The organism is Pseudomonas sp. Root562 (genome assembly GCF_001427125.1).
GTDB lineage: Bacteria > Pseudomonadota > Gammaproteobacteria > Pseudomonadales > Pseudomonadaceae > Aquipseudomonas.
The window spans coordinates 21987-40960 of record NZ_LMGK01000026.1 but is presented as its reverse complement, the minus strand read 5'-3'; the positions used below and the strand labels follow the sequence as shown (position 1 = coordinate 40960).

Below are 18974 nucleotides of genomic sequence, written 5' to 3'. Positions count from 1 at the left end.
GGGTGGGGCTGGCGCCGGATTCGAAATCAACACAATCCACTGTGGGAGCGGGCTTGCCCGCGATTGCGGTGGGTCAGCCGACACATGTGTCGAATGTGACTCCGTCATCGCGGGCAAGCCCGCTCCCACAGGGATCTACGCTGTATCCAGATCCCTGCAACAGCCTCCACCATTCAGCGTTGTTCGATTGGCACGAACTTGCGCTGTTCGACGCCGGTGTACTCGGCGCTCGGGCGGATGATGCGGTTGTTGGCGCGTTGTTCGTACACGTGGGCCGCCCAGCCGGTCAGGCGCGAGCAGACGAAAATCGGAGTGAACAACTTGGTTGGAATGCCCATGAAGTGGTACGCCGAGGCATGGTAGAAGTCGGCGTTCGGGAACAGCTTCTTCTGTTCCCACATGGTGGCGTCGATGGCCTCGGACACCGGGAACAACACCTTGTCGCCCACTTCGTCGGCGAGTTTTTTCGACCAGCCCTTGATCACCTCGTTGCGCGGATCGTTGTCCTTATAGATCGCGTGACCGAAGCCCATGATCTTGTCCTTGCGCGCCAGCATGCCGAGGGTGCCCTCGACCGCCTCTTCCGGCGACGAGAAGCGCTCGATCATTTCCATCGCCGCTTCGTTGGCACCGCCGTGCAGCGGGCCGCGTAGCGAACCGATGGCCGCGGTAATGCACGAATACAGGTCCGACAAGGTGGAGGCGCAAACCCGTGCGGTGAAGGTCGAGGCGTTGAACTCGTGCTCGGCGTAGAGGATCAGCGAAACGTTCATCACCTTGACGTGCAGCTCGCTTGGCTTCTTGCCGTGCAGCAGGTGCAGGAAGTGGCCGCCGATGGACTGTTCGTCGCTCACGCAATCGATGCGCTTGCCTTCGTGGCTGAAGCGATACCAGTAGGTCATGATCGCCGGGAATGCCGCCAGCAGTCGGTCGGTCTTGTCGTGTTGCTCGGAGAAATTGTTCTCCGGCTCGAGGTTGCCCAGGAACGAGCAACCGGTACGCATCACGTCCATCGGGTGGGCGTCGGCGGGGATGCGCTCGAGCACTTCTTTCAGCGCTTGCGGCAGGTCGCGCAGCTTGCTCAGCTTGGCGATGTAGGCGCTCAGCTGCGCCTTATTCGGCAGTTCGCCGTACAGCAGCAGGTAAGCGACTTCTTCGAACTGTGCGTCAGCCGCCAGTTCACGAACGTCATAACCACGATAGGTCAGACCGGCACCCGACTGGCCCACGGTGGACAGTGCGGTTTGCCCGGCAACCTGGCCACGGAGCCCGGCGCCACTGAGTACTTTTGCTTCGGCCATTTCTGTCTCCAATATTCTTGAATTTGTCAGAGAAAACTTATCTCGCTTCCTGTAGGAGCGAGCCTGCTCGCGATGCGGGGTATCAGGCTTCCCGCGTCAACATTGGCGTCCATCGCGAGCAAGCTTCGCTCCTACAGGGCGTTCTTTACTTCTTCGCCGCAAACAACGCATCGAGCTTCTGCTCGAAGGTGTGGTAGTCGATGCGATCGTAAAGCTCCATGCGAGTCTGCATGGTGTCGATGACGTTCTGTTGCGTGCCGTCGCGGCGGATCGCGGTGTAGACGTTTTCTGCCGCCTTGTTCATGGCACGGAAAGCCGACAGCGGGTACAGCACCAGCGAAACGTCGGCAGCGGCCAGTTGTTCGGTGGTGTACAGCGGTGTCGCGCCGAATTCGGTGATGTTGGCCAGGATCGGTGCTTTCACGCGGTTGGCGAACAACTTGTACATCTCAAGTTCAGTGATGGCTTCCGGGAAGACCATGTCGGCACCGGCCTCGATGCACGCGGCGGCGCGATCCAGGGCAGACTCCAGGCCTTCCACCGCCAGGGCGTCGGTTCGGGCCATGATCACAAAGCTGTCATCGGTGCGGGCATCGACGGCGGCTTTGATACGGTCAACCATTTCCTGCTGGCTCACGATCTCTTTATTAGGACGGTGACCACAACGCTTGGCGCCGACCTGGTCTTCGATGTGAATCGCCGCCGCGCCGAACTTGATCATCGACTTCACGGTACGGGCGACGTTGAAGGCCGAGGAACCGAAACCGGTGTCCACGTCCACCAGCAGCGGCAAGTCGCAGACATCCGTGATGCGGCGCACGTCGGTCAGCACGTCATCCAGGCCGGTGATGCCCAGGTCCGGAACACCGAGGGAGCCAGCAGCCACCCCGCCACCGGAGAGGTAGATCGCCTTGAAACCGGCGCGCTTGGCCAGCAACGCGTGGTTGGCATTGATGGCGCCGACCACTTGCAATGGATGCTCGCTGGCGACCGCATCGCGGAAACGCTGGCCTGGAGTGCTCTTGTTGGAACTCATGACTCACCTCGTTTGGCTGTCGGGTTAACGCCGTCCTGGTAATGACGGGCGATGTTGCGTTTGGAGGCGCCGATGTGGCGGCGCATCAACAACTCGGCCAGCTCACCGTCACGGTCGGCGATGGCATCGAGAATTCGGTGGTGTTCGGCAAAGGCCTGGTGCGGGCGATTGGGCGTGGTGGAAAACTGGATGCGGTACATACGCACCAGTTGATACAGCTCGCCGCAAAGCATTTGCGTCAAGGTGCGGTTGCCGCTGCCCTGGATGATCCGGTAGTGGAAGTCGAAATCGCCTTCCTGCTGGTAGTAACCGCGGCCGGCCTGGAATGCCTCATCGCGCTCGTGGGTTTCGAGGACGCGACGCAGCTCGTCGATTTCTTCGACGCTCATGCGCTCGGCCGCCAGACGACAGGCCATGCCTTCGAGGGACTCGCGAATTTCGTAAAGCTCGATCAACTCGGCATGGTTGAGCGACACCACCCGTGCGCCGACGTGCGGCACGCGCACCAGCAGGCGCTGGCCTTCCAGGCGGTGGATAGCCTCGCGCAGCGGGCCTCGGCTGATGCCATAGGTACGGGCCAGCTCCGGCTCGGAGATTTTGCTGCCCGGAGCGATTTCGCCCTTGACGATGGCCGCCTGGATACGGCGGAAGACGTTCTCGGAAAGCGTCTCCGAATCGTCTTGGGTAGAAACCGGGGGATCGAGTTGATCCAACATATTGTCGACACCTTGAAAGCCAATGCCGCAAAAACTAACGAATACGCAGGGCTTAGTCAAAGGATAAATAGATATTGTCGACAATCGTCTAATAACCGCTTTGTTTTATGATCGTTCCTGCGCTCTGCGCAGGAATGCCGCCTGGAACGCTCCGAGTTCCCCAGCGACGCCGGGCTCGAGTCCTGACGCGGAGCGTCACTGGATGCGTTTCCACGCAGAGCGTCGGAACGATCAACAATGCGGCGCCCTCTGTTTATAGCCACCGGCCAGCGCTGGCGCCAACAAACCACCGTGCTAGAATGCCGCCCGCATTTGTTTGTCACATCTGCACGGTCTGTCATAAAACACTGATAGGCATACGAAGGAGCTTGCGCAGCAATGCCAGGGTCTTGAATCGAAGTACGGCCCGCTGCGCACCAGGATTTATGAGACTCAAACCCTTTTCCACCCTCCTTTTTATTCTTTGCCTGCCGGGTTTTGCCGCGGCGGGGGAAAAGACTGTGTACGGCCTCAATGAGTACGCTTCCCTGGGCGGTATCGACCTGGAAGTGGCCGCCAAACTCGACACCGGGGCGAAGACCGCCTCCCTGAGTGCCCGCGACATCAAGCGCTTCAAGCGCAACGGTGAATCCTGGGTGCGCTTCTACCTGGCCATCGATGCCGCCCATTCACACCCGATCGAACGACCGCTGGCCCGTGTCAGCAAGATCAAGCGCCGAGCCGGTGACTACGATCCTGAAGAAGGCAAGAAGTACACCGCCCGTCCGGTGATCGAGCTGGATATCTGCATGGGCTCGGCTTTACGCAGTATCGAAGTGAACCTAACGGACCGAAGTGCCTTCCAATACCCGCTCCTGATCGGCTCCGAAGCGCTCAAACGCTTCGATGCGCTGGTCGACCCCAGTCTTAAATACGCTGCCGGCAAACCCGCCTGCGCTACCGACGCTCATACCGCAGAGTAATTCCAATGCGCTCTCTTACCCTTCATCTGAAAATGCTGATCGCCATCCTGGTGGTGTTGGGCATTTCAGTTACGGCCTATCAGATCTTCGTGCTCGGCATTCCCGTCACCGAGGACGCCACCGACGACTTGTGGAACATCGACGCCAAGGTCGAGTTCGTCGCCAGTGCCAAGGACCCGGTCAAGATCCAGATGTTCGTGCCGCCGCTGAGCCGTGACTATGTCAGCCTCAACGAGAGCTTCATCTCCAACAACTACGGCGTGGCCGTGAACCGCGTTGACGGCAACCGCAAGGTGACCTGGTCGGCGCGCCGGGCCAAGGGCAACCAGACGCTGTATTACCGCTTGGTGCTGACCAAGCGCTACACCGCTGAAAAAGCCAAGATCAAAGGCCCGACCTTCCGCGACAGCATCGCCATCGAAGGCCCTGAAAAAATCGCTGCCGAAGCCTTGCTCGCGCCGATCCGCCAGCATTCGGCCGACGTCGAGACCTTCATCAGCGAAGCCATCAAGCGGGTCAACAACAGCAACGACGACAACGCCAAGATGCTCCTGGCCGGCGACCCGACCCCGGCGCACAAGGCGAAGATCGTCGAACTGCTGTTGTCCATCGCCCACGTCCCGGTGGAAAAGGTCCACACCGTCCGTCTGGTGGCCGACCAACCACAGACACCGGAACTCTGGTTGCGCAGCTTCAACGGCACCGACTGGCTGTATTTCAACCCGGAGACCGGCGAACAGGGTCTGCCGACCGACCGCCTGCTGTGGTGGACCGGCGATGAAAACCTGATCACTGTCGATGGCGGCAAGAAAGCCACTGTCACTTTCAGCATGAACAACAGCGAAATGAACGCCATTCGCCTGGCCAAGCTGACGGATGAAAACACCGACGCCAACTTCCTCGAATACTCGCTGTACGGCCTGCCGCTGCAAACCCAGCAGACGTTCATGATCATGGTGATGATCCCGATTGGCGTGCTGGTGATCCTGGTCCTGCGCAACCTGATCGGCATCCAGACACTGGGCACGTTCACGCCGGTGCTGATTGCCCTGGCCTTCCGCGAAACCCAGCTCGGCTTCGGCATCGTGCTGTTTACCATCATCACGGCGCTGGGGCTGTCGCTACGCTCCTACCTCGAACACCTCAAGCTGCAAATGCTGCCAAGGCTTTCGGTAGTGCTGACCTTTGTCGTGGTGTTGATCGCAGCCATCAGTTTGTTCAGCCACAAACTCGGTCTGGAACGCGGGCTTTCGGTTGCACTGTTCCCGATGGTGATTCTGACCATGACCATCGAACGCCTGTCGATCACCTGGGAAGAGCGCGGCGGTGGCCATGCCATGAAAGTGGCGATCGGCACCCTGTTCGCCGCCTCCCTGGCGCACCTGATCATGAGCGTGCCGGAACTGGTGTACTTCGTGTTCACCTTCCCGGCGGTCCTGCTGATTCTGGTGGGCTTCATGCTGGCGATGGGTCGCTATCGCGGGTATCGCCTGACCGAACTGGTGCGTTTCAAGGCTTTCCTGAAAAAGGCTGACGCTTGATGTTCGGCTTCTGGAAAACCTGGAAGGCCCTGGAAGCCCGGGGCATCATGGGCATCAATCGGCGTAACGCCGACTACGTGCTCAAGTACAACAAGCGCAGCCTGTACCCGATCGTCGATGACAAGATCATCACCAAGGAGCGCGCCATCGCCGCCGGCATCCATGTGCCGGAACTGTATGGCGTGATCTCCACGGAGAAGGAAATCGACAAGCTCGGCGAGATCATCGGTGGGCGCAACGACTTCGTGATCAAACCGGCCCAGGGTGCCGGCGGCGATGGCATCATCGTGGTAGCCGACCGTTTCGAGGGTCGCTATCGCACGGTGTCGGGCAAGATCGTTGCCCACGAAGAGCTTGAGCACCATATCTCCAGCATCCTCACCGGTCTGTATTCGCTGGGTGGCCACCGTGACCGGGCGCTGATCGAATACCGGGTGATCCCGGACCAGATTTTCAAGAGCATCAGCTACGAAGGCGTGCCGGATATCCGCATTATCGTGCTGATGGGTTACCCGGTGATGGCCATGCTGCGCCTGCCGACCCGTCAGTCCGGCGGCAAGGCCAACCTGCACCAGGGTGCCATCGGCGTCGGCGTCGACCTCGCCACCGGCTTGACCCTGCGCGGCACCTGGCTGAACAACATCATCGCCAAGCACCCGGACACCACCAACGCGGTGGATGGCGTGCAACTGCCCTACTGGGACGGTTTCATGAAGCTCGCCGCCGGTTGCTATGAATTGTGTGGGCTGGGTTACATCGGTGTCGACATGGTGCTGGACCAGGAAAAGGGCCCGCTGATTCTGGAGCTCAATGCCCGGCCGGGCCTGAACATTCAGATTGCCAACGATTGCGGGCTGACGTTGCGTACTCATGCCGTCGAGGCACGACTGGAAGAGTTGAAGGCCCGCGGCGCGACTGAAACCGTCGAAGAGCGGGTGGCGTACGTGCAGGAGATGTTTGGGCATATTCCGCCGGTCGAGGGCTGATCCTGATCTGATCGTTCCCACGCTCTGCGTGGGAATGCCTCAATGGACGCTCTGCGTCCGCTTTGGGACGCGGAGCGTCCCGGGCTGCATTCCCACGCAGAGCGTGGGAACGATCGACGAAAGCACTCAACCTGCCAATCCCCGACATCCCTCTAGGAGCAAATCCCCGAGGGGACTACAATCGCCACCCCGCCTCGATGGCTGATCCAACCCGCCCATGCTGACCTGCTCCGTACACCCGCTGCCCTATCGCGCCAACCCCGCCGAGTACTTCGCGGCCATTCGTCATGCCCCTGGCGCCGTGCTGCTCGACAGCGGCCGCCCCAACGCCGACCGTGGCCGCTTCGACTTGCTCAGCGCCTGGCCGCTGGAACAACTCACGGTTTCGCCTGACGAAAATGGCGGCGATTTCCTGCAACGCCTTCGCGACAATCTGACACGACTGGGTGAAGCACAGGTTCCCCATGAGCTGCCGTTCGCCGGTGGCCTGATCGGCTACCTCAGCTATGACTTCGGCCGCCATCTGGAGAATCTCCCCAGCCAGGCACGGGACGACCTGCAATTGCCGGACGCGCGTTTCGGTTTATACGACTGGGCGCTGATCAGCGATCACCAGCAGATGACCAGCCAGCTGGTGTTCCACCCGACATTGGCCGACAGCGAACGTCAGCGCCTGATCCAGCTGTTCAGCCACCCCGCCGGCGAAACAGTCCTGCCATTCAAATTGCAATCGCCGATGAATGCCGATCTGAGTGCCGATCAGTATCGCCAGGCCATCGAGCGTATTGAGCAATACATCCAGGCCGGCGACTGCTATCAAGTCAACTTCGCCCAGCGTTTTCGCGCGCCTTGCGCGGGTGATCCATGGGCGGCCTATAACGCATTGCGGCTGGCGTGCCCGACACCCTTTTCCGGGTTCCAGAGCCTGCCCGACGGTGGCGCCGTGCTCAGCCTGTCACCGGAGCGGTTCGTCAAAGTCAGCAAGGGCCATGTCGAAACCCGCCCCATCAAAGGCACACGCCCGCGCGGCCTGACGCCCGCCGAAGATGCGGCAAACGCTGCCGAACTGCTGGCCAGCCCCAAGGACCGCGCAGAGAACCTGATGATCGTCGATTTGCTGCGCAACGACCTGGGCCGCACCTGCCGCACCGGTTCGGTCTCGGTGCCGGAACTGTTCAGCCTGGAAAGCTACCCGAACGTGCATCACCTGGTGAGCAGCGTGACCGGAGAATTGGCGGATGATCGCGATGCGCTGGACCTGATCGCCGGCAGCTTCCCTGGTGGTTCGATTACCGGCGCGCCGAAAATCCGTGCGATGCAGATCATCGATGAGCTGGAGCCCACCCGGCGCGGGCTGTATTGCGGTTCTTTGCTGTACCTGGACGTGCGCGGTGAAATGGACAGTTCCATCGCCATTCGCAGCCTGTTGGTCAAGGATGGGCAGGTGTGTTGCTGGGGCGGTGGCGGAATCGTCGCGGACTCCGAGTGGCAGGCCGAGTATCAGGAATCGATCACCAAGGTGAAGGTCCTGCTCGATACCCTGCAGAACCTATAGCCTTTTGTGGCGAGGGAGCTTGCTCCCGCTGGGGTGCGAAGCACCCCCAAACCAGACACCGCCCACAGTCAGATAGAAGGCATGACCGGGTTGCGATTGCTGCGCAGCCGAGCGGGAGCAAGCTCCCTCGCCACAGGTGATGTTTACAAACTCAAGGTACGGTTGGAAGCCTTGATGAACTCCTGCTTCAGTTCCTCAAACGTATGCACCGCCGGGAACTGCGGGAACTCTGCAATGACGTTATCCGGCGCGTGGAACAGAATCCCCGCATCCGCTTCGCCCAGCATCGTGGTGTCGTTGTAGGAATCCCCCGCCGCAATCACTCGGTAGTAAAGGCTCTTGAACGCCAGGACTGACTGACGCTTGGGATCTTTCTGACGCAACTGATAGCTCGTCACCCGCCCACTGTCATCGGTGATCAGACGATGGCAGAGCAAGGTCGGAAAGCCCAACTGACGCATCAGCGGTTGGGAGAATTCGTAGAAGGTGTCCGACAGGATCACCACCTGAAAGCGTTCGCGCAGCCAATCGACGAACTCGATGGCGCCGTCCAGCGGCTTGAGGGTGGCGATCACTTCCTGAATATCCGAAAGCTTCAGGCCGTGCTCGTCGAGAATCCGCAGGCGCTGTTTCATCAGCACGTCATAGTCGGGAATGTCCCGAGTGGTGGCCCTGAGGGATTCGATCCCGGTTTTTTCGGCGAAGGCGATCCAGATTTCCGGAACCAGCACACCTTCAAGATCCAGACAGGCAATTTCCACAAGACACTCCCATTTGTATTGTTTATTGGTCGAGCGAGCTAAAAGACTGCCGAACTCTAGCGATTCCGCCCCCACCGCGCAACGCAGAGGACGCCCCGACCGACGCCGCTTTTTGTTACCATCGGCCCCATATAGAGCGCCCAGCGCCACCGACCTGTAGGAAGCCGCCCTGATGAGCCCAACGTTCGACGTCGTGGAACTCGCCACGACCTATGCCAACAAATCCGCCCAGGACATCCTGAAACTCGCGTTCGCCGAGTTCGGCGATGACTTGTGGATATCTTTCAGCGGTGCCGAGGATGTGGTGCTGGTGGACATGGCCTGGAAGCTGAACAAGAACGTCAAGGTGTTCAGCCTCGACACCGGCCGCCTGCATCCCGAGACGTACCGTTTCATCGATCAGGTGCGCGAGCACTACAAGATCGACATCGAACTGGTGTCACCGGACTACACCAGGCTCGAACCGTTCGTGAAAGAAAAAGGCCTGTTCAGTTTCTACAAGGACGGTCATGGCGAATGCTGTGGCATCCGCAAGATCGAGCCGCTGCGTCGTAAACTCTCCGGCGTGAAAGCCTGGGCCACCGGCCAGCGTCGCGACCAGAGCCCCGGTACCCGCAGCGCTGTTGCGGTGATGGAGATCGACACCGCGTTCTCCACCCCGGAACGCACCTTGTACAAATTCAACCCGCTGGCACAAATGTCCAGCGAAGAAATCTGGGGTTACATCCGCATGCTGGAATTGCCCTACAACAGCCTGCATGAACGCGGCTTCATCAGTATCGGCTGCGAGCCCTGCACTCGTCCGGTGCTGCCGAACCAGCACGAGCGCGAAGGCCGCTGGTGGTGGGAAGAAGCCACCCAGAAAGAATGCGGGCTGCATGCCGGCAACATCATCAGCAAATCCAACACATAAACCACTGTAGGAGCGAGCCTGCTCCGGGCGGCGTTCCGACGATGGTCGTCAACGATAACGCGGGGTGACTGATACCCCGATGCGTTCTCGGGTTCATCCCGAGCAGGCTCGCTCCTACAGGACGCATGACCCTCTCAACAAATGTGTACACACGAATGTCACCATCGGTGCCATTTATGTGTGCACTTTTCTTTTAAACGCCCCCTAAAGTTACATTTCTGCTGGTGCATGACGGCGTCAGCCCTGCGCAGAAATTCCCTTCCTGAAATAAATACCTGTTCAAACGGTCAATTTATATCGACGATTTTTCAGTGACTTGGCGAAAAGCCATAACAAAACGAAATGAACAACGGAGTTCATAGAACGTAAGGCTGGCATGGATCTCGCTTAAGTGCATGCATGTTTTGTATACAATACATTCAAAACATACACACACTTTAGATCCGCAAGCCTGAAGCGCCCTATCCCGTACAGGCTGCAGATGCCCCGTAACCAATGATATTCGCTACACCGCGACGAAGATTTGTCGAGCCATGCGCTCATGCACAGTCATCGCGGCGTCGAGCATCAGGAGCCTGCCGGAATGCCTACAAGTCTTTCAAACAACAAACTTGCGCTGGATCTGCCCTCCTCCCACACCCCACCAACCGCTGTCGATCAGTTCCTTGATTCCTCTGTGGTGCTCAGTCCTCGCCTGCACAACAAAGATCTCGCGCCGACCAAAGCCGAAGGCCGGCGCTGGGGTCGCTACAGCATCTTCGCGTTGTGGACCAACGACGTGCACAACATCGCCAACTACTCGTTTGCTATCGGTCTTTATGCGTTAGGCCTTGGCGCTTGGCAGATTCTCCTGTCCCTGGGGATCGGCGCAGCGCTGGTGTATTTCTTCATGAACCTGTCTGGCTACATGGGCCAGAAAACCGGTGTGCCGTTTCCGGTCATCAGCCGGATCAGCTTCGGCATACACGGGGCGCAAATTCCTGCGTTGATCCGCGCGGTCATCGCCATCGCCTGGTTCGGCATTCAGACGTACCTGGCCTCGGTGGTCTTTCGCGTCTTGCTGACGGCGATCCACCCCGGCTTCGCCGACTACGACCACGACTCGATTCTCGGCCTGTCGACCCTGGGCTGGGTCTGCTTCGTGGCGATCTGGTTCGTGCAGTTGGCGATCCTCGCCTACGGCATGGAAATGGTGCGGCGCTATGAGGCGTTTGCCGGACCGGTGATTCTGCTGACCGTCGCCGCCCTCGCCGGCTGGATGTACGTTCAGGCCGACGCAACCATCGCCTGGTCAATTCGCGAACCGCTGAGCGGTGGCGAGATGTGGCGCAACATCTTTGCCGGTGGTGCGCTGTGGCTGGCGATCTACGGCACGCTGATCCTGAACTTCTGCGACTTCGCCCGTTCGTCGCCGTGTCGCAAAACCATCAAGGTCGGAAATTTCTGGGGCCTGCCGGTCAATATTCTGGTGTTCGCCGCCATTACTGTCCTGCTGTGCGGCGCTCAATTTCAGATCAATGGCCACATCATTGAAAGTCCTACAGAGATTATCGCCTCGATCCCCAACACGTTCTTCCTGGTCCTCGGCTGCCTGGCATTCCTGATCGTCACCGTGGCGGTGAATATCATGGCCAACTTCGTTGCCCCGGCGTTCGTGCTCAGTAATCTGGCGCCGAAGTACCTGACGTTCCGTCGTGCCGGCCTCATCAGCGCGGCCATCGCCGTGCTGATCCTGCCGTGGAACCTCTATAACAGCCCGCTGGTGATCGTGTACTTCCTCTCTGGCCTCGGCGCCCTGCTGGGTCCGCTGTATGGCGTGATCATGGTCGACTACTGGCTGCTACGAAAAGGCCGGATCAACGTGCCGCAGTTGTACAGCGAGGACCCGAACGGCGCTTATTACTACAGCCGTGGGGTCAATTTGCGCGCCGTGGCGGCGTTCATTCCCGCGGCGTTGATCGCCATCGTCCTGGCGCTGGTACCGGGCTTTCATTTGGTGTCGCCATTCTCCTGGCTGATCGGCGCTGCGATTGCAGGGTTGCTTTACCTGATCATCGCCAAACGCCAACCGCACTACGCCGACATCAGCGGCGAAGCCATCGCGGTCGACAACGCCAGCCACTGACTCCATCGCGGCCTGCCAGCGTCGGGCCGCGAAACCACCCGCTATAAGGAGCTCCCATGCGAATTCTCGTGGTCAACGTCAACACCACCGAATCCATCACCCAGGCCATCGCCCGCTCTGCCCAGGCGGTGGCCGCGCCCGGCACGGAGATCGTTGGCCTGACGCCTTTCTTCGGTGCCGACTCCATCGAAGGCAATTTCGAAAGCTACCTGGCCGCCATCGCCGTCATGGACCGGGTGATGTCCTACGATCAGCCATTCGATGCGGTGATCCAGGCCGGATACGGCGAACACGGTCGCGAAGGCTTGCAGGAGCTGCTCAACGTCCCGGTGGTGGACATCACCGATGCCGCGGCGAGTACCGCGATGTTTCTCGGTCATGCGTACTCGGTGGTGACCACCCTCGATCGCACGGTGCCGCTGATCGAGGATCGCCTGAAACTCTCGGGTCTCGGGGATCGCTGCGCGTCGGTGCGGGCCAGTGGGTTGGCGGTGCTGGAACTGGAGCACGAGCCGCAACGCGCACTGGAGGCCATCGTGCATCAAGCGGAGTTGGCAGTGACTCAGGACAAAGCGGAAGTCATCTGCCTGGGCTGCGGCGGCATGGCCGGGCTCGACGAGCAGATTCGCCAGCGTACCGGGGTGCCGGTGGTGGATGGCGTAACGGCGGCGGTGACCATTGCCGAGTCGTTGGTGCGTTTGCGGTTGTCGACGTCAAAAGTGCGCACGTATGCGACGCCACGACCGAAGAACATCATTGGCTGGGCGCAGAAGTTCATGCGCTAGATCGCGTTATCGTTCATCGCCGACAAGCCCGGCTCCCACTGAATCTGTGGGAACATGGCTTGCCCGCGATGGCAGCACCTCGGTCTTGAGCCTGACTCAAACCGCACTGAACCACACTCCCCCCTGCGCACTGCCCTGACAGAATCCTCGTCAAAACGAAGCCATCGCACCCGGCCATTCCGTGACCTATCGGTACCAGGCATGAACGCTGAACCCTCGCGTGTCGATATCAGGCCAGGAGGCGACGCGGACAGGCAACTGAATCGTCGGACAAGCCGGGTAAGGTGACGCGTCTTTTCATCTCAAAAACCACATCACGATGATGGGTTTGATAAGAACAGCAGCGTTTGAACGGTGCCGCTTTAAATGGGCGCACAGCAGTCGACGAATGATGGTTCGTCACTGTTATCAACACGCTTAAATGTCGATCAGCAGAGAAAAATAAACCAATGATTAGCCCGAGCTCAAAGGATTCCAATGGCCAATTGGCGCAGGGCTTCAAGCCTCGTCACGTAACAATGCTATCCATCGCCGGGATTATCGGCGCCGGTTTATTCGTTGGCTCAGGACACGCTATTGCAGCGGCTGGCCCGGCAGTCCTGCTGGCCTATCTGTTCTCCGGTCTGCTCGTCGTTCTGGTCATGCGCATGCTCGGCGAAATGGCGGTAGCCAACCCGGACACAGGCTCGTTCTCCACTTATGCCGATCAAGCGATAGGTCGCTGGGCTGGCTTCACTATCGGTTGGCTGTATTGGTGGTTCTGGGTGCTGGTGATCCCTATCGAAGCGTTGGCCGCAGGCCACGTGTTGAACCAGTGGTTCCCTCAGATTGATTCCTGGTTGTTCGCTTTGGTGTCGATCATTGCTTTAGTGATTACCAATCTGTTCAGCGTTTCCAAATACGGCGAATTCGAATTCTGGTTTGCCATGGCCAAGGTGGTGGCGATCATTGGTTTCATCGGCGTGGGTTTTGCCGTGTTGATGGGTTGGGTTCCCGACCGAGAGGTCAGCGGCTTGAGCGGCCTGATGGCCGAACACGGCGGGTTTGCCCCTAACGGCCTGTCGGCGGTGGTAGGTGCCTTCATCACGATCATGTTCAGTTTCATTGGGACCGAGGCGGTCACCATCGCTGCCGCCGAATCCAATAATCCGGCGCAGAACATTGCCAAGGCCACGCGTTCGGTGATCTGGCGCATCGGGGTGTTTTACCTGCTATCGATTTTCGTCGTCATCTCCGTGGTGCCCTGGAACGATCCACAGCTCGCCCAAGTAGGTTCCTACCAGCGCGCACTGGAAATCATGAACATTCCCCACGCCAAGTTCATGGTGGACGTGGTGGTCCTGATCGCCGTGGCCAGTTGCATGAACTCCTCGATCTACATTGCTTCGCGCATGCTGTATTCGCTGGGCCGCCGTGGAGACGCGCCGAAAGCGCTGAAGGCAACCTCCTCGGAAGGCGTGCCGCGTGCAGCAGTCATTGCCAGCACCCTGCTGGGCGCATTGATCACTGTGTGGAGCTACTTCATGCCCGCCGGGCTGTTCAACTTTCTGCTCGCCAGCTCCGGTGCGATTGCCTTGCTGGTGTACCTGGCCATTGCGGTGTCGCAGCTGCGCATGCGCCGAATGTTGCGTCGGCAGAACATCGAGCTGACCTTTCGCATGTGGCTGTTTCCATGGCTGACCTGGCTGGTCATTGTGTTCATCTGCGCAGCGCTGGCCGTCATGATGATCACCCCGGAGCACCGCACCGAAGTCAGTTCAACCATCGGACTGGCGTTGGCGATTTCCCTTATCGGCCTGTTGACGTCGCGTCACCCCGCCCAGGCTGCGAGCGTGACCTCGGTGGGATAAACCACAAAGGTACACGCGTAAATGGTAATACCGCCCACGCCAAGCGTGGCGGTATTACTCGTTCCAGCCGCTCAGACCGCAACCGATCCCTGCCAGGAAATGCCCCCGATGTCATCGAAGCCCACCGTGCCCGACGGTACGACTCAATCCGTCGGTTTTCTGCTGCTGGATCAATTCACCCTGATTTCCTTGGCATCCGCGGTCGAGCCATTGCGCATGGCCAATCAGTTGTCGGGGCGAGAGCTGTATCGCTGGCATACATTCAGCTCCGATGGAGCGCCTGTCTGGGCCAGTGACGGTGTGTCGATCACGCCGGATGCTTCATGGAACAATCCCTGCGTCGCGGACACGGTCATCGTGTGCGGTGGTATCGGCATCCAAAGCGTGATTACCCGCGAACACGTTACCTGGCTGCAAGCCTTGGCACGTCAATCCAGACGATTAGGTGGCGTGTGCACCGGAAGCTGGGCACTCGCAAAAGCCGGGCTTCTCGACGGCTACGAGTGCAGCGTGCATTGGGAATTTCTGGCCGCCATGCAGGAGGCTTTTCCACGCGTGAGCATCAGTGCAAGTCTCTTCACCCTGGACCGAAACCGGCTCACTAGCTCCGGGGGAACAGCGCCACTCGACATGATGTTGCACCTGATCGGTCGCGATCATGGTCGTGAATTATCTGCTGCCATTTCCGAGATGTTTGTTTACGAGCGGATACGCGACGAACAAGACCACCAGCGCGTTCCGCTCAGGCATGTGCTGGGCACTCATCAACCCAAGCTGCAGGAGATCGTAGCGTTGATGGAAGCCAATCTCGAAGAGCCGATCGAGCTGGATAATCTTGCAGAATATGTGGCTTTATCACGTCGACAGCTGGAACGGCTATTTCAGAAATACCTGCACTGTACGCCGTCACGCTACTACCTGAGGTTACGTCTTGTTCGGGCGCGGCAACTGCTCAAGCAAACATCGATGTCGATCATTGAGTTGGCGTATGTCTGCGGTTTCGTCTCCACGCCGCACTTTTCCAAGTGCTATCGCGAGTACTTTGGTGTGCCCCCCAGTGAAGAGCGTACCGCTAGCGACATGAGCCGCAAACCGCCATCACGGGAGACGATGCAGCCGCCATCGTCCAAACCACTGACCGCATTCGACCAGGCACGAAACGAATCCACCTTTGCCAGTGTTCGAATGATTGATCGTTCTCAATTGTCGCAATCATGCTGACTGGCCGCCCCTGTCGCGCCTCGGTCGACCGCCATGCTCAAAGCGCACTGAACCGCCCCGCCAATCCCCGCTCTGCAAACTGCTCAATAATGAAATCGACAAACGCCCGGGTCTTGCCCGGCAACAGTTTGTGCTCGGCGTAATAGATCGAGATATTGCCGTCATCGACATACCAGTCCGGCAAAACCCGCTGCAAGGTTCCGGCCTCCAGATAGCCCACGGCGAATGGCATGCTCACCAGCGCAATGCCGAGGCCTTGGGTCGCCGTGGCACAGGCGGCTTCCGAATCACTCATGGTCATGCGCGCCTTGAGGGTCAGCGGACTGTGTTGCTGAGTGCGGCTGGTCAATTGCCAGGAACGCACGCGCCCCGTCTGCGGCGAACGAATCAGAATGCCGTCGTGTTGCCCGAGATCGTCGGGTTCGACAATGGCTGCACGCTTGGCCAGGTAATCGGTGCTCGCCACCAACACCCGATGGGCCGGCGTCAGTTTGCGCGCCACCACGCCTTGAGGCAGTTCGAATCCGCCACCAATCGCCGCATCGAAACCCTGACCGATCAGATCCACCTGGCGGTTATCGAAATGCCAGTCAGGATTGATCGCCGGATAACGCCGCAAAAATTCCCCCAGCAACGGCACGATGTACAAACGTCCGAACACCGTGCCCATGCTGACCTTCAGCGTTCCGGCCGGACGTCCCTCGGCGCTGGCGAGGTTGGCCACCGCATTCTGGATGGTGTGCAGACTGGCGCTCACCTCACTCAGAAACAAATGACCGGCCTCGGTCAGCGTCAGGCTGCGGGTACTGCGCTGAAACAACCGCACGCCCAGCCGTGCTTCCAGCTTGGCCACGCTCTTGCCCACCGCCGCAGGCGTCAGGCTCAGGCGGCGCGCGGCTTCGGCGAAGCTGCCGACTTCGGCGCTGCGCACAAAGCATTCGATACTGCTGAAGGTTTCCATAGGCGCCACTATAAACTTTTGGTTTACACAGACTATCTCAATTGCGGTCTACTCAGAGGGTAATCCTCAATCGATACTAGGCTCCATCAACCCGGCATCTCGCCTGGGGACTTTGGAGAACGAAATGACTACGCAGAACCTCAGCGGCAAAGTGGCTTTGATCCAGGGCGGTTCCCGCGGCATCGGTGCCGCCATCGTCAAACGCCTGGCCGCGCAAGGCGCGACGGTAGCCTTCACCTATGTCAGTTCCACCGCCAAGGCTGAAGAACTACAAAATGGCATCATCGCGGACGGCGGCAAAGCACTCGCCATCAAGGCCGACAGCGCCGACGCCGAAGCCATTCGTAACGCCGTGAATGTGACGGTGGAAACTTTTGGTCGCCTGGATATCCTGGTCAACAACGCCGGCGTGCTGGCCGTGGCTCCATTGGAAGATTTCAAACTTGAAGATTTCGACCAGACCCTGGCCATCAACGTGCGCAGCGTGTTCATCGCCACTCAGGCCGCTGCCAGACACATGAGCGAAGGTGGTCGGATCATCAACATCGGCAGCACCAACGCCGATCGCATGCCCTTCGCCGGTGGCGGCCCGTATGCCATGAGCAAGTCGGCGTTGGTTGGCCTGACCAAAGGCCTGGCCCGTGACCTCGGCCCGAAAGGCATCACCGTCAACAACGTGCAACCAGGCCCGGTCGACACCGACATGAACCCGGCCAGCGGCGACTTCGCCGATAGCCTGATCCCGCTGATGGCGGTCGGTCGTTACGGCACGGTTGAAGAGATTGCCAGTTTCGTTGCCTACCTGGTGGGTCCTGAGGCGGGTTACATCACCGGCGCGAGCCTGACCATCGACGGTGGCTTTGGCGCGTGATGGTTTGAACAAGATGCAGATCCGGGAGCGGACCTTTCCGCTCCCACAGGGTCAACCTTTCAGGTGGCGATAACTCTGTACCGCAGCGCCGAACACCACCGCACCCGCCGCAATCGCCAGCCAGAACCCGCTTCTGGCGCCGAATGCATCGACCATCCAGCCCGAACCCGCCGCACCGATCGCCACGCCGATACTCAGCCCGGTGACCAGCCAGGTCAGGCCTTCGGTGAGCTTGGCCGGCGGCACGATCTGCTCCACCAGCGCCATGGCGACAATCAAGGTCGGGGCAAAAAACAGCCCGGCAACGAACACCGCCAATGACAAGCCGAGAATGTTTACCGCCAGCAACAGCGGCAACGTCGTCACCGCCGTGGCAACCCCGCCGTAAAGAAACAAACGCGGCAACGGCACTTTCGAACGCAACGCACCGAAGGCCAAACCAGCCATGCAGGAACCAATGGCGTACACCGACAGCACAATGCTCGCCGCCGCCGGTTGCCCCTGCTGTTGCGCGAAAGCCACGCTGACCACGTCCACCACGCCGACAATGGTGCCCATGGCGACCATCAACACCATCAGCAACTGGATATCGGCGCTGCGGATGATCGACGCCGCATGATGTTTTTCATGGGGATGCACCGGCGGCTCAGTGCGGCGCTGCAATACAAATGCGGTGACGCCGATCGCCAGCATCAACAACGCGGCCAACGGCCCCGCCTCGGGAAACGCCACCACGCACAACCCCACCGACAACGGTGGCCCGACGATGAAGCAGACTTCGTCCAGCACCGACTCCAGGGCATAGGCGGTTTGCAGTTGCGGCTGACCGCGATACAACTCGGTCCAGCGCGCCCGCACCATCGCCGACATGCTCGGCATGCAGCCGGCTATCGCAGCGAACACAAACAAGGTCCAGTTCGGCGCCTGCAAGCGCGTACACAGCAACACCAGCAACAACGCCCCACCACCGATCAATGCCGACACCGGCAGAATCCGCCGCTGGCCAAAACGGTCCACCAGCCGCGATACCTGCGGCGCACAAAACGCCGTGGCCAACGCAAACGTCGCCGCCACCGCGCCGGCCAACCCGTAGCCACCCTGCAACTGCGAGAGCATGGTGATCAGGCCGATGCCCGTCATGGAAATCGGCATGCGCGCGATCATCCCGGCCAGCACGAAGGCCCGGGCGCCGGGGGCTTTGAACAATTCGCGATAGGGGTTGGTCATGGATGCAGCTCTCGTCAGTGGCCGTGCAAATTGCCATAAGGCGCAATGGCGCGAAAGCGTGGAATTGTTGGTTGAATGTGAAGCCCCTTTCACCAGCGCATTGGCCAGGATCGGGCCGCCCTTGCGGCACCCATCAAACTGAACTAGATTTTCCATCCACCAC

At 59.7% G+C, this 18974-nt stretch carries 16 protein-coding genes; 10 read left to right on the top strand and 6 right to left on the bottom strand.

The genetic code is table 11. The features are described 5' to 3' along the window. Positions 1 to 173: 173 nt before the first annotated feature. The 3 genes from prpC to ASD60_RS27045 form a co-directional block, all read right to left on the bottom strand. Entirely contained in the window at positions 174 to 1301 is a 1128-nt protein-coding gene (gene prpC, locus ASD60_RS27055) for a bifunctional 2-methylcitrate synthase/citrate synthase (protein WP_056856954.1), read from the bottom strand. 145 nt (positions 1302 to 1446) lie between these two features. Beyond that, complete coding sequence (prpB, locus tag ASD60_RS27050) at positions 1447 to 2337, bottom strand: methylisocitrate lyase (RefSeq protein ID WP_056856953.1); 891 nt, start codon at positions 2335 to 2337, stop codon at positions 1447 to 1449. Continuing rightward, positions 2334 to 3053: a GntR family transcriptional regulator gene (locus ASD60_RS27045; protein WP_056856952.1), complete on the bottom strand. Its 720-nt coding sequence runs from the start codon at positions 3051 to 3053 to the stop codon at positions 2334 to 2336. The genes prpB and ASD60_RS27045 overlap by 4 nt, the downstream gene beginning before the upstream one ends. A 425-nt stretch (positions 3054 to 3478) precedes the next feature. Here ASD60_RS27045 and rloA point away from each other — a divergent pair, with 425 nt between their 5' ends. The 4 genes from rloA to pabB all read left to right on the top strand — a co-directional run bounded on the left by rloA (position 3479) and on the right by pabB (position 8097). Further along, on the top strand, positions 3479 to 4015 hold the full coding sequence (rloA, locus tag ASD60_RS27040) for a retropepsin-like aspartic peptidase RloA (RefSeq protein ID WP_056856951.1): 537 nt from the start codon (positions 3479 to 3481) through the stop codon (positions 4013 to 4015). 5 nt (positions 4016 to 4020) lie between these two features. Next, positions 4021 to 5556, top strand: coding sequence for an osmotic stress tolerance membrane protein RloB (rloB, locus tag ASD60_RS27035; protein ID WP_056856950.1), 1536 nt, complete (start codon positions 4021 to 4023; stop codon positions 5554 to 5556). Next, positions 5556 to 6542, top strand: a complete 987-nt coding sequence (locus ASD60_RS27030; protein WP_056856949.1) for an alpha-L-glutamate ligase-like protein — start codon at positions 5556 to 5558, stop codon at positions 6540 to 6542. Before rloB ends, ASD60_RS27030 begins: the two co-directional genes overlap by 1 nt. A 217-nt stretch (positions 6543 to 6759) precedes the next feature. After that, positions 6760 to 8097, top strand: coding sequence for an aminodeoxychorismate synthase component I (gene pabB / locus ASD60_RS27025; protein WP_056856948.1), 1338 nt, complete (start codon positions 6760 to 6762; stop codon positions 8095 to 8097). A 143-nt stretch (positions 8098 to 8240) separates the two neighbouring features. On the opposite strand, the gene thrH is transcribed toward pabB, so the two are convergent. Continuing rightward, positions 8241 to 8858 carry a bifunctional phosphoserine phosphatase/homoserine phosphotransferase ThrH gene (thrH, locus tag ASD60_RS27020; RefSeq protein ID WP_056856947.1) on the bottom strand — a complete coding sequence of 206 codons (618 nt, stop codon included), beginning with the start codon at positions 8856 to 8858 and terminating at the stop codon, positions 8241 to 8243. A gap of 172 nt (positions 8859 to 9030) precedes the next feature. Between thrH and ASD60_RS27015 the strand changes: the two genes are divergently transcribed. The 5 genes from ASD60_RS27015 to ASD60_RS26995 all read left to right on the top strand — a co-directional run bounded on the left by ASD60_RS27015 (position 9031) and on the right by ASD60_RS26995 (position 15752). Beyond that, positions 9031 to 9771, top strand: coding sequence for a phosphoadenylyl-sulfate reductase (locus ASD60_RS27015; RefSeq protein ID WP_056856946.1), 741 nt, complete (start codon positions 9031 to 9033; stop codon positions 9769 to 9771). 583 nt (positions 9772 to 10354) lie between these two features. Beyond that, positions 10355 to 11896, top strand: a complete 1542-nt coding sequence (locus ASD60_RS27010) for an NCS1 family nucleobase:cation symporter-1 (RefSeq protein WP_056856945.1) — start codon at positions 10355 to 10357, stop codon at positions 11894 to 11896. A 56-nt stretch (positions 11897 to 11952) separates the two neighbouring features. Continuing rightward, complete coding sequence (locus tag ASD60_RS27005; protein ID WP_056856944.1) at positions 11953 to 12681, top strand: aspartate/glutamate racemase family protein; 729 nt, start codon at positions 11953 to 11955, stop codon at positions 12679 to 12681. Between the two features lie 449 nt (positions 12682 to 13130). Then, entirely contained in the window at positions 13131 to 14531 is a 1401-nt protein-coding gene (gabP, locus tag ASD60_RS27000; protein ID WP_056856943.1) for a GABA permease, read from the top strand. A 108-nt stretch (positions 14532 to 14639) separates the two neighbouring features. After that, positions 14640 to 15752 carry a GlxA family transcriptional regulator gene (locus ASD60_RS26995; RefSeq protein WP_056856942.1) on the top strand — a complete coding sequence of 371 codons (1113 nt, stop codon included), beginning with the start codon at positions 14640 to 14642 and terminating at the stop codon, positions 15750 to 15752. A gap of 37 nt (positions 15753 to 15789) precedes the next feature. On the opposite strand, the gene ASD60_RS26990 is transcribed toward ASD60_RS26995, so the two are convergent. Beyond that, positions 15790 to 16713, bottom strand: a complete 924-nt coding sequence (locus ASD60_RS26990; protein WP_056856941.1) for a LysR family transcriptional regulator — start codon at positions 16711 to 16713, stop codon at positions 15790 to 15792. Between the two features lie 124 nt (positions 16714 to 16837). Between ASD60_RS26990 and ASD60_RS26985 the strand changes: the two genes are divergently transcribed. Continuing rightward, positions 16838 to 17584 (top strand): 3-oxoacyl-ACP reductase family protein, encoded by a 747-nt coding sequence (locus ASD60_RS26985; RefSeq protein ID WP_056856940.1) that lies wholly within the window; start codon positions 16838 to 16840, stop codon positions 17582 to 17584. A gap of 51 nt (positions 17585 to 17635) precedes the next feature. Here ASD60_RS26985 and ASD60_RS26980 read toward each other — a convergent pair whose 3' ends face one another. Then, a complete protein-coding gene (locus ASD60_RS26980) occupies positions 17636 to 18811 on the bottom strand; it encodes an MFS transporter (RefSeq protein WP_056856939.1) in 1176 nt (391 codons plus the stop codon). Between the last annotated feature and the right edge of the window lie 163 nt (positions 18812 to 18974).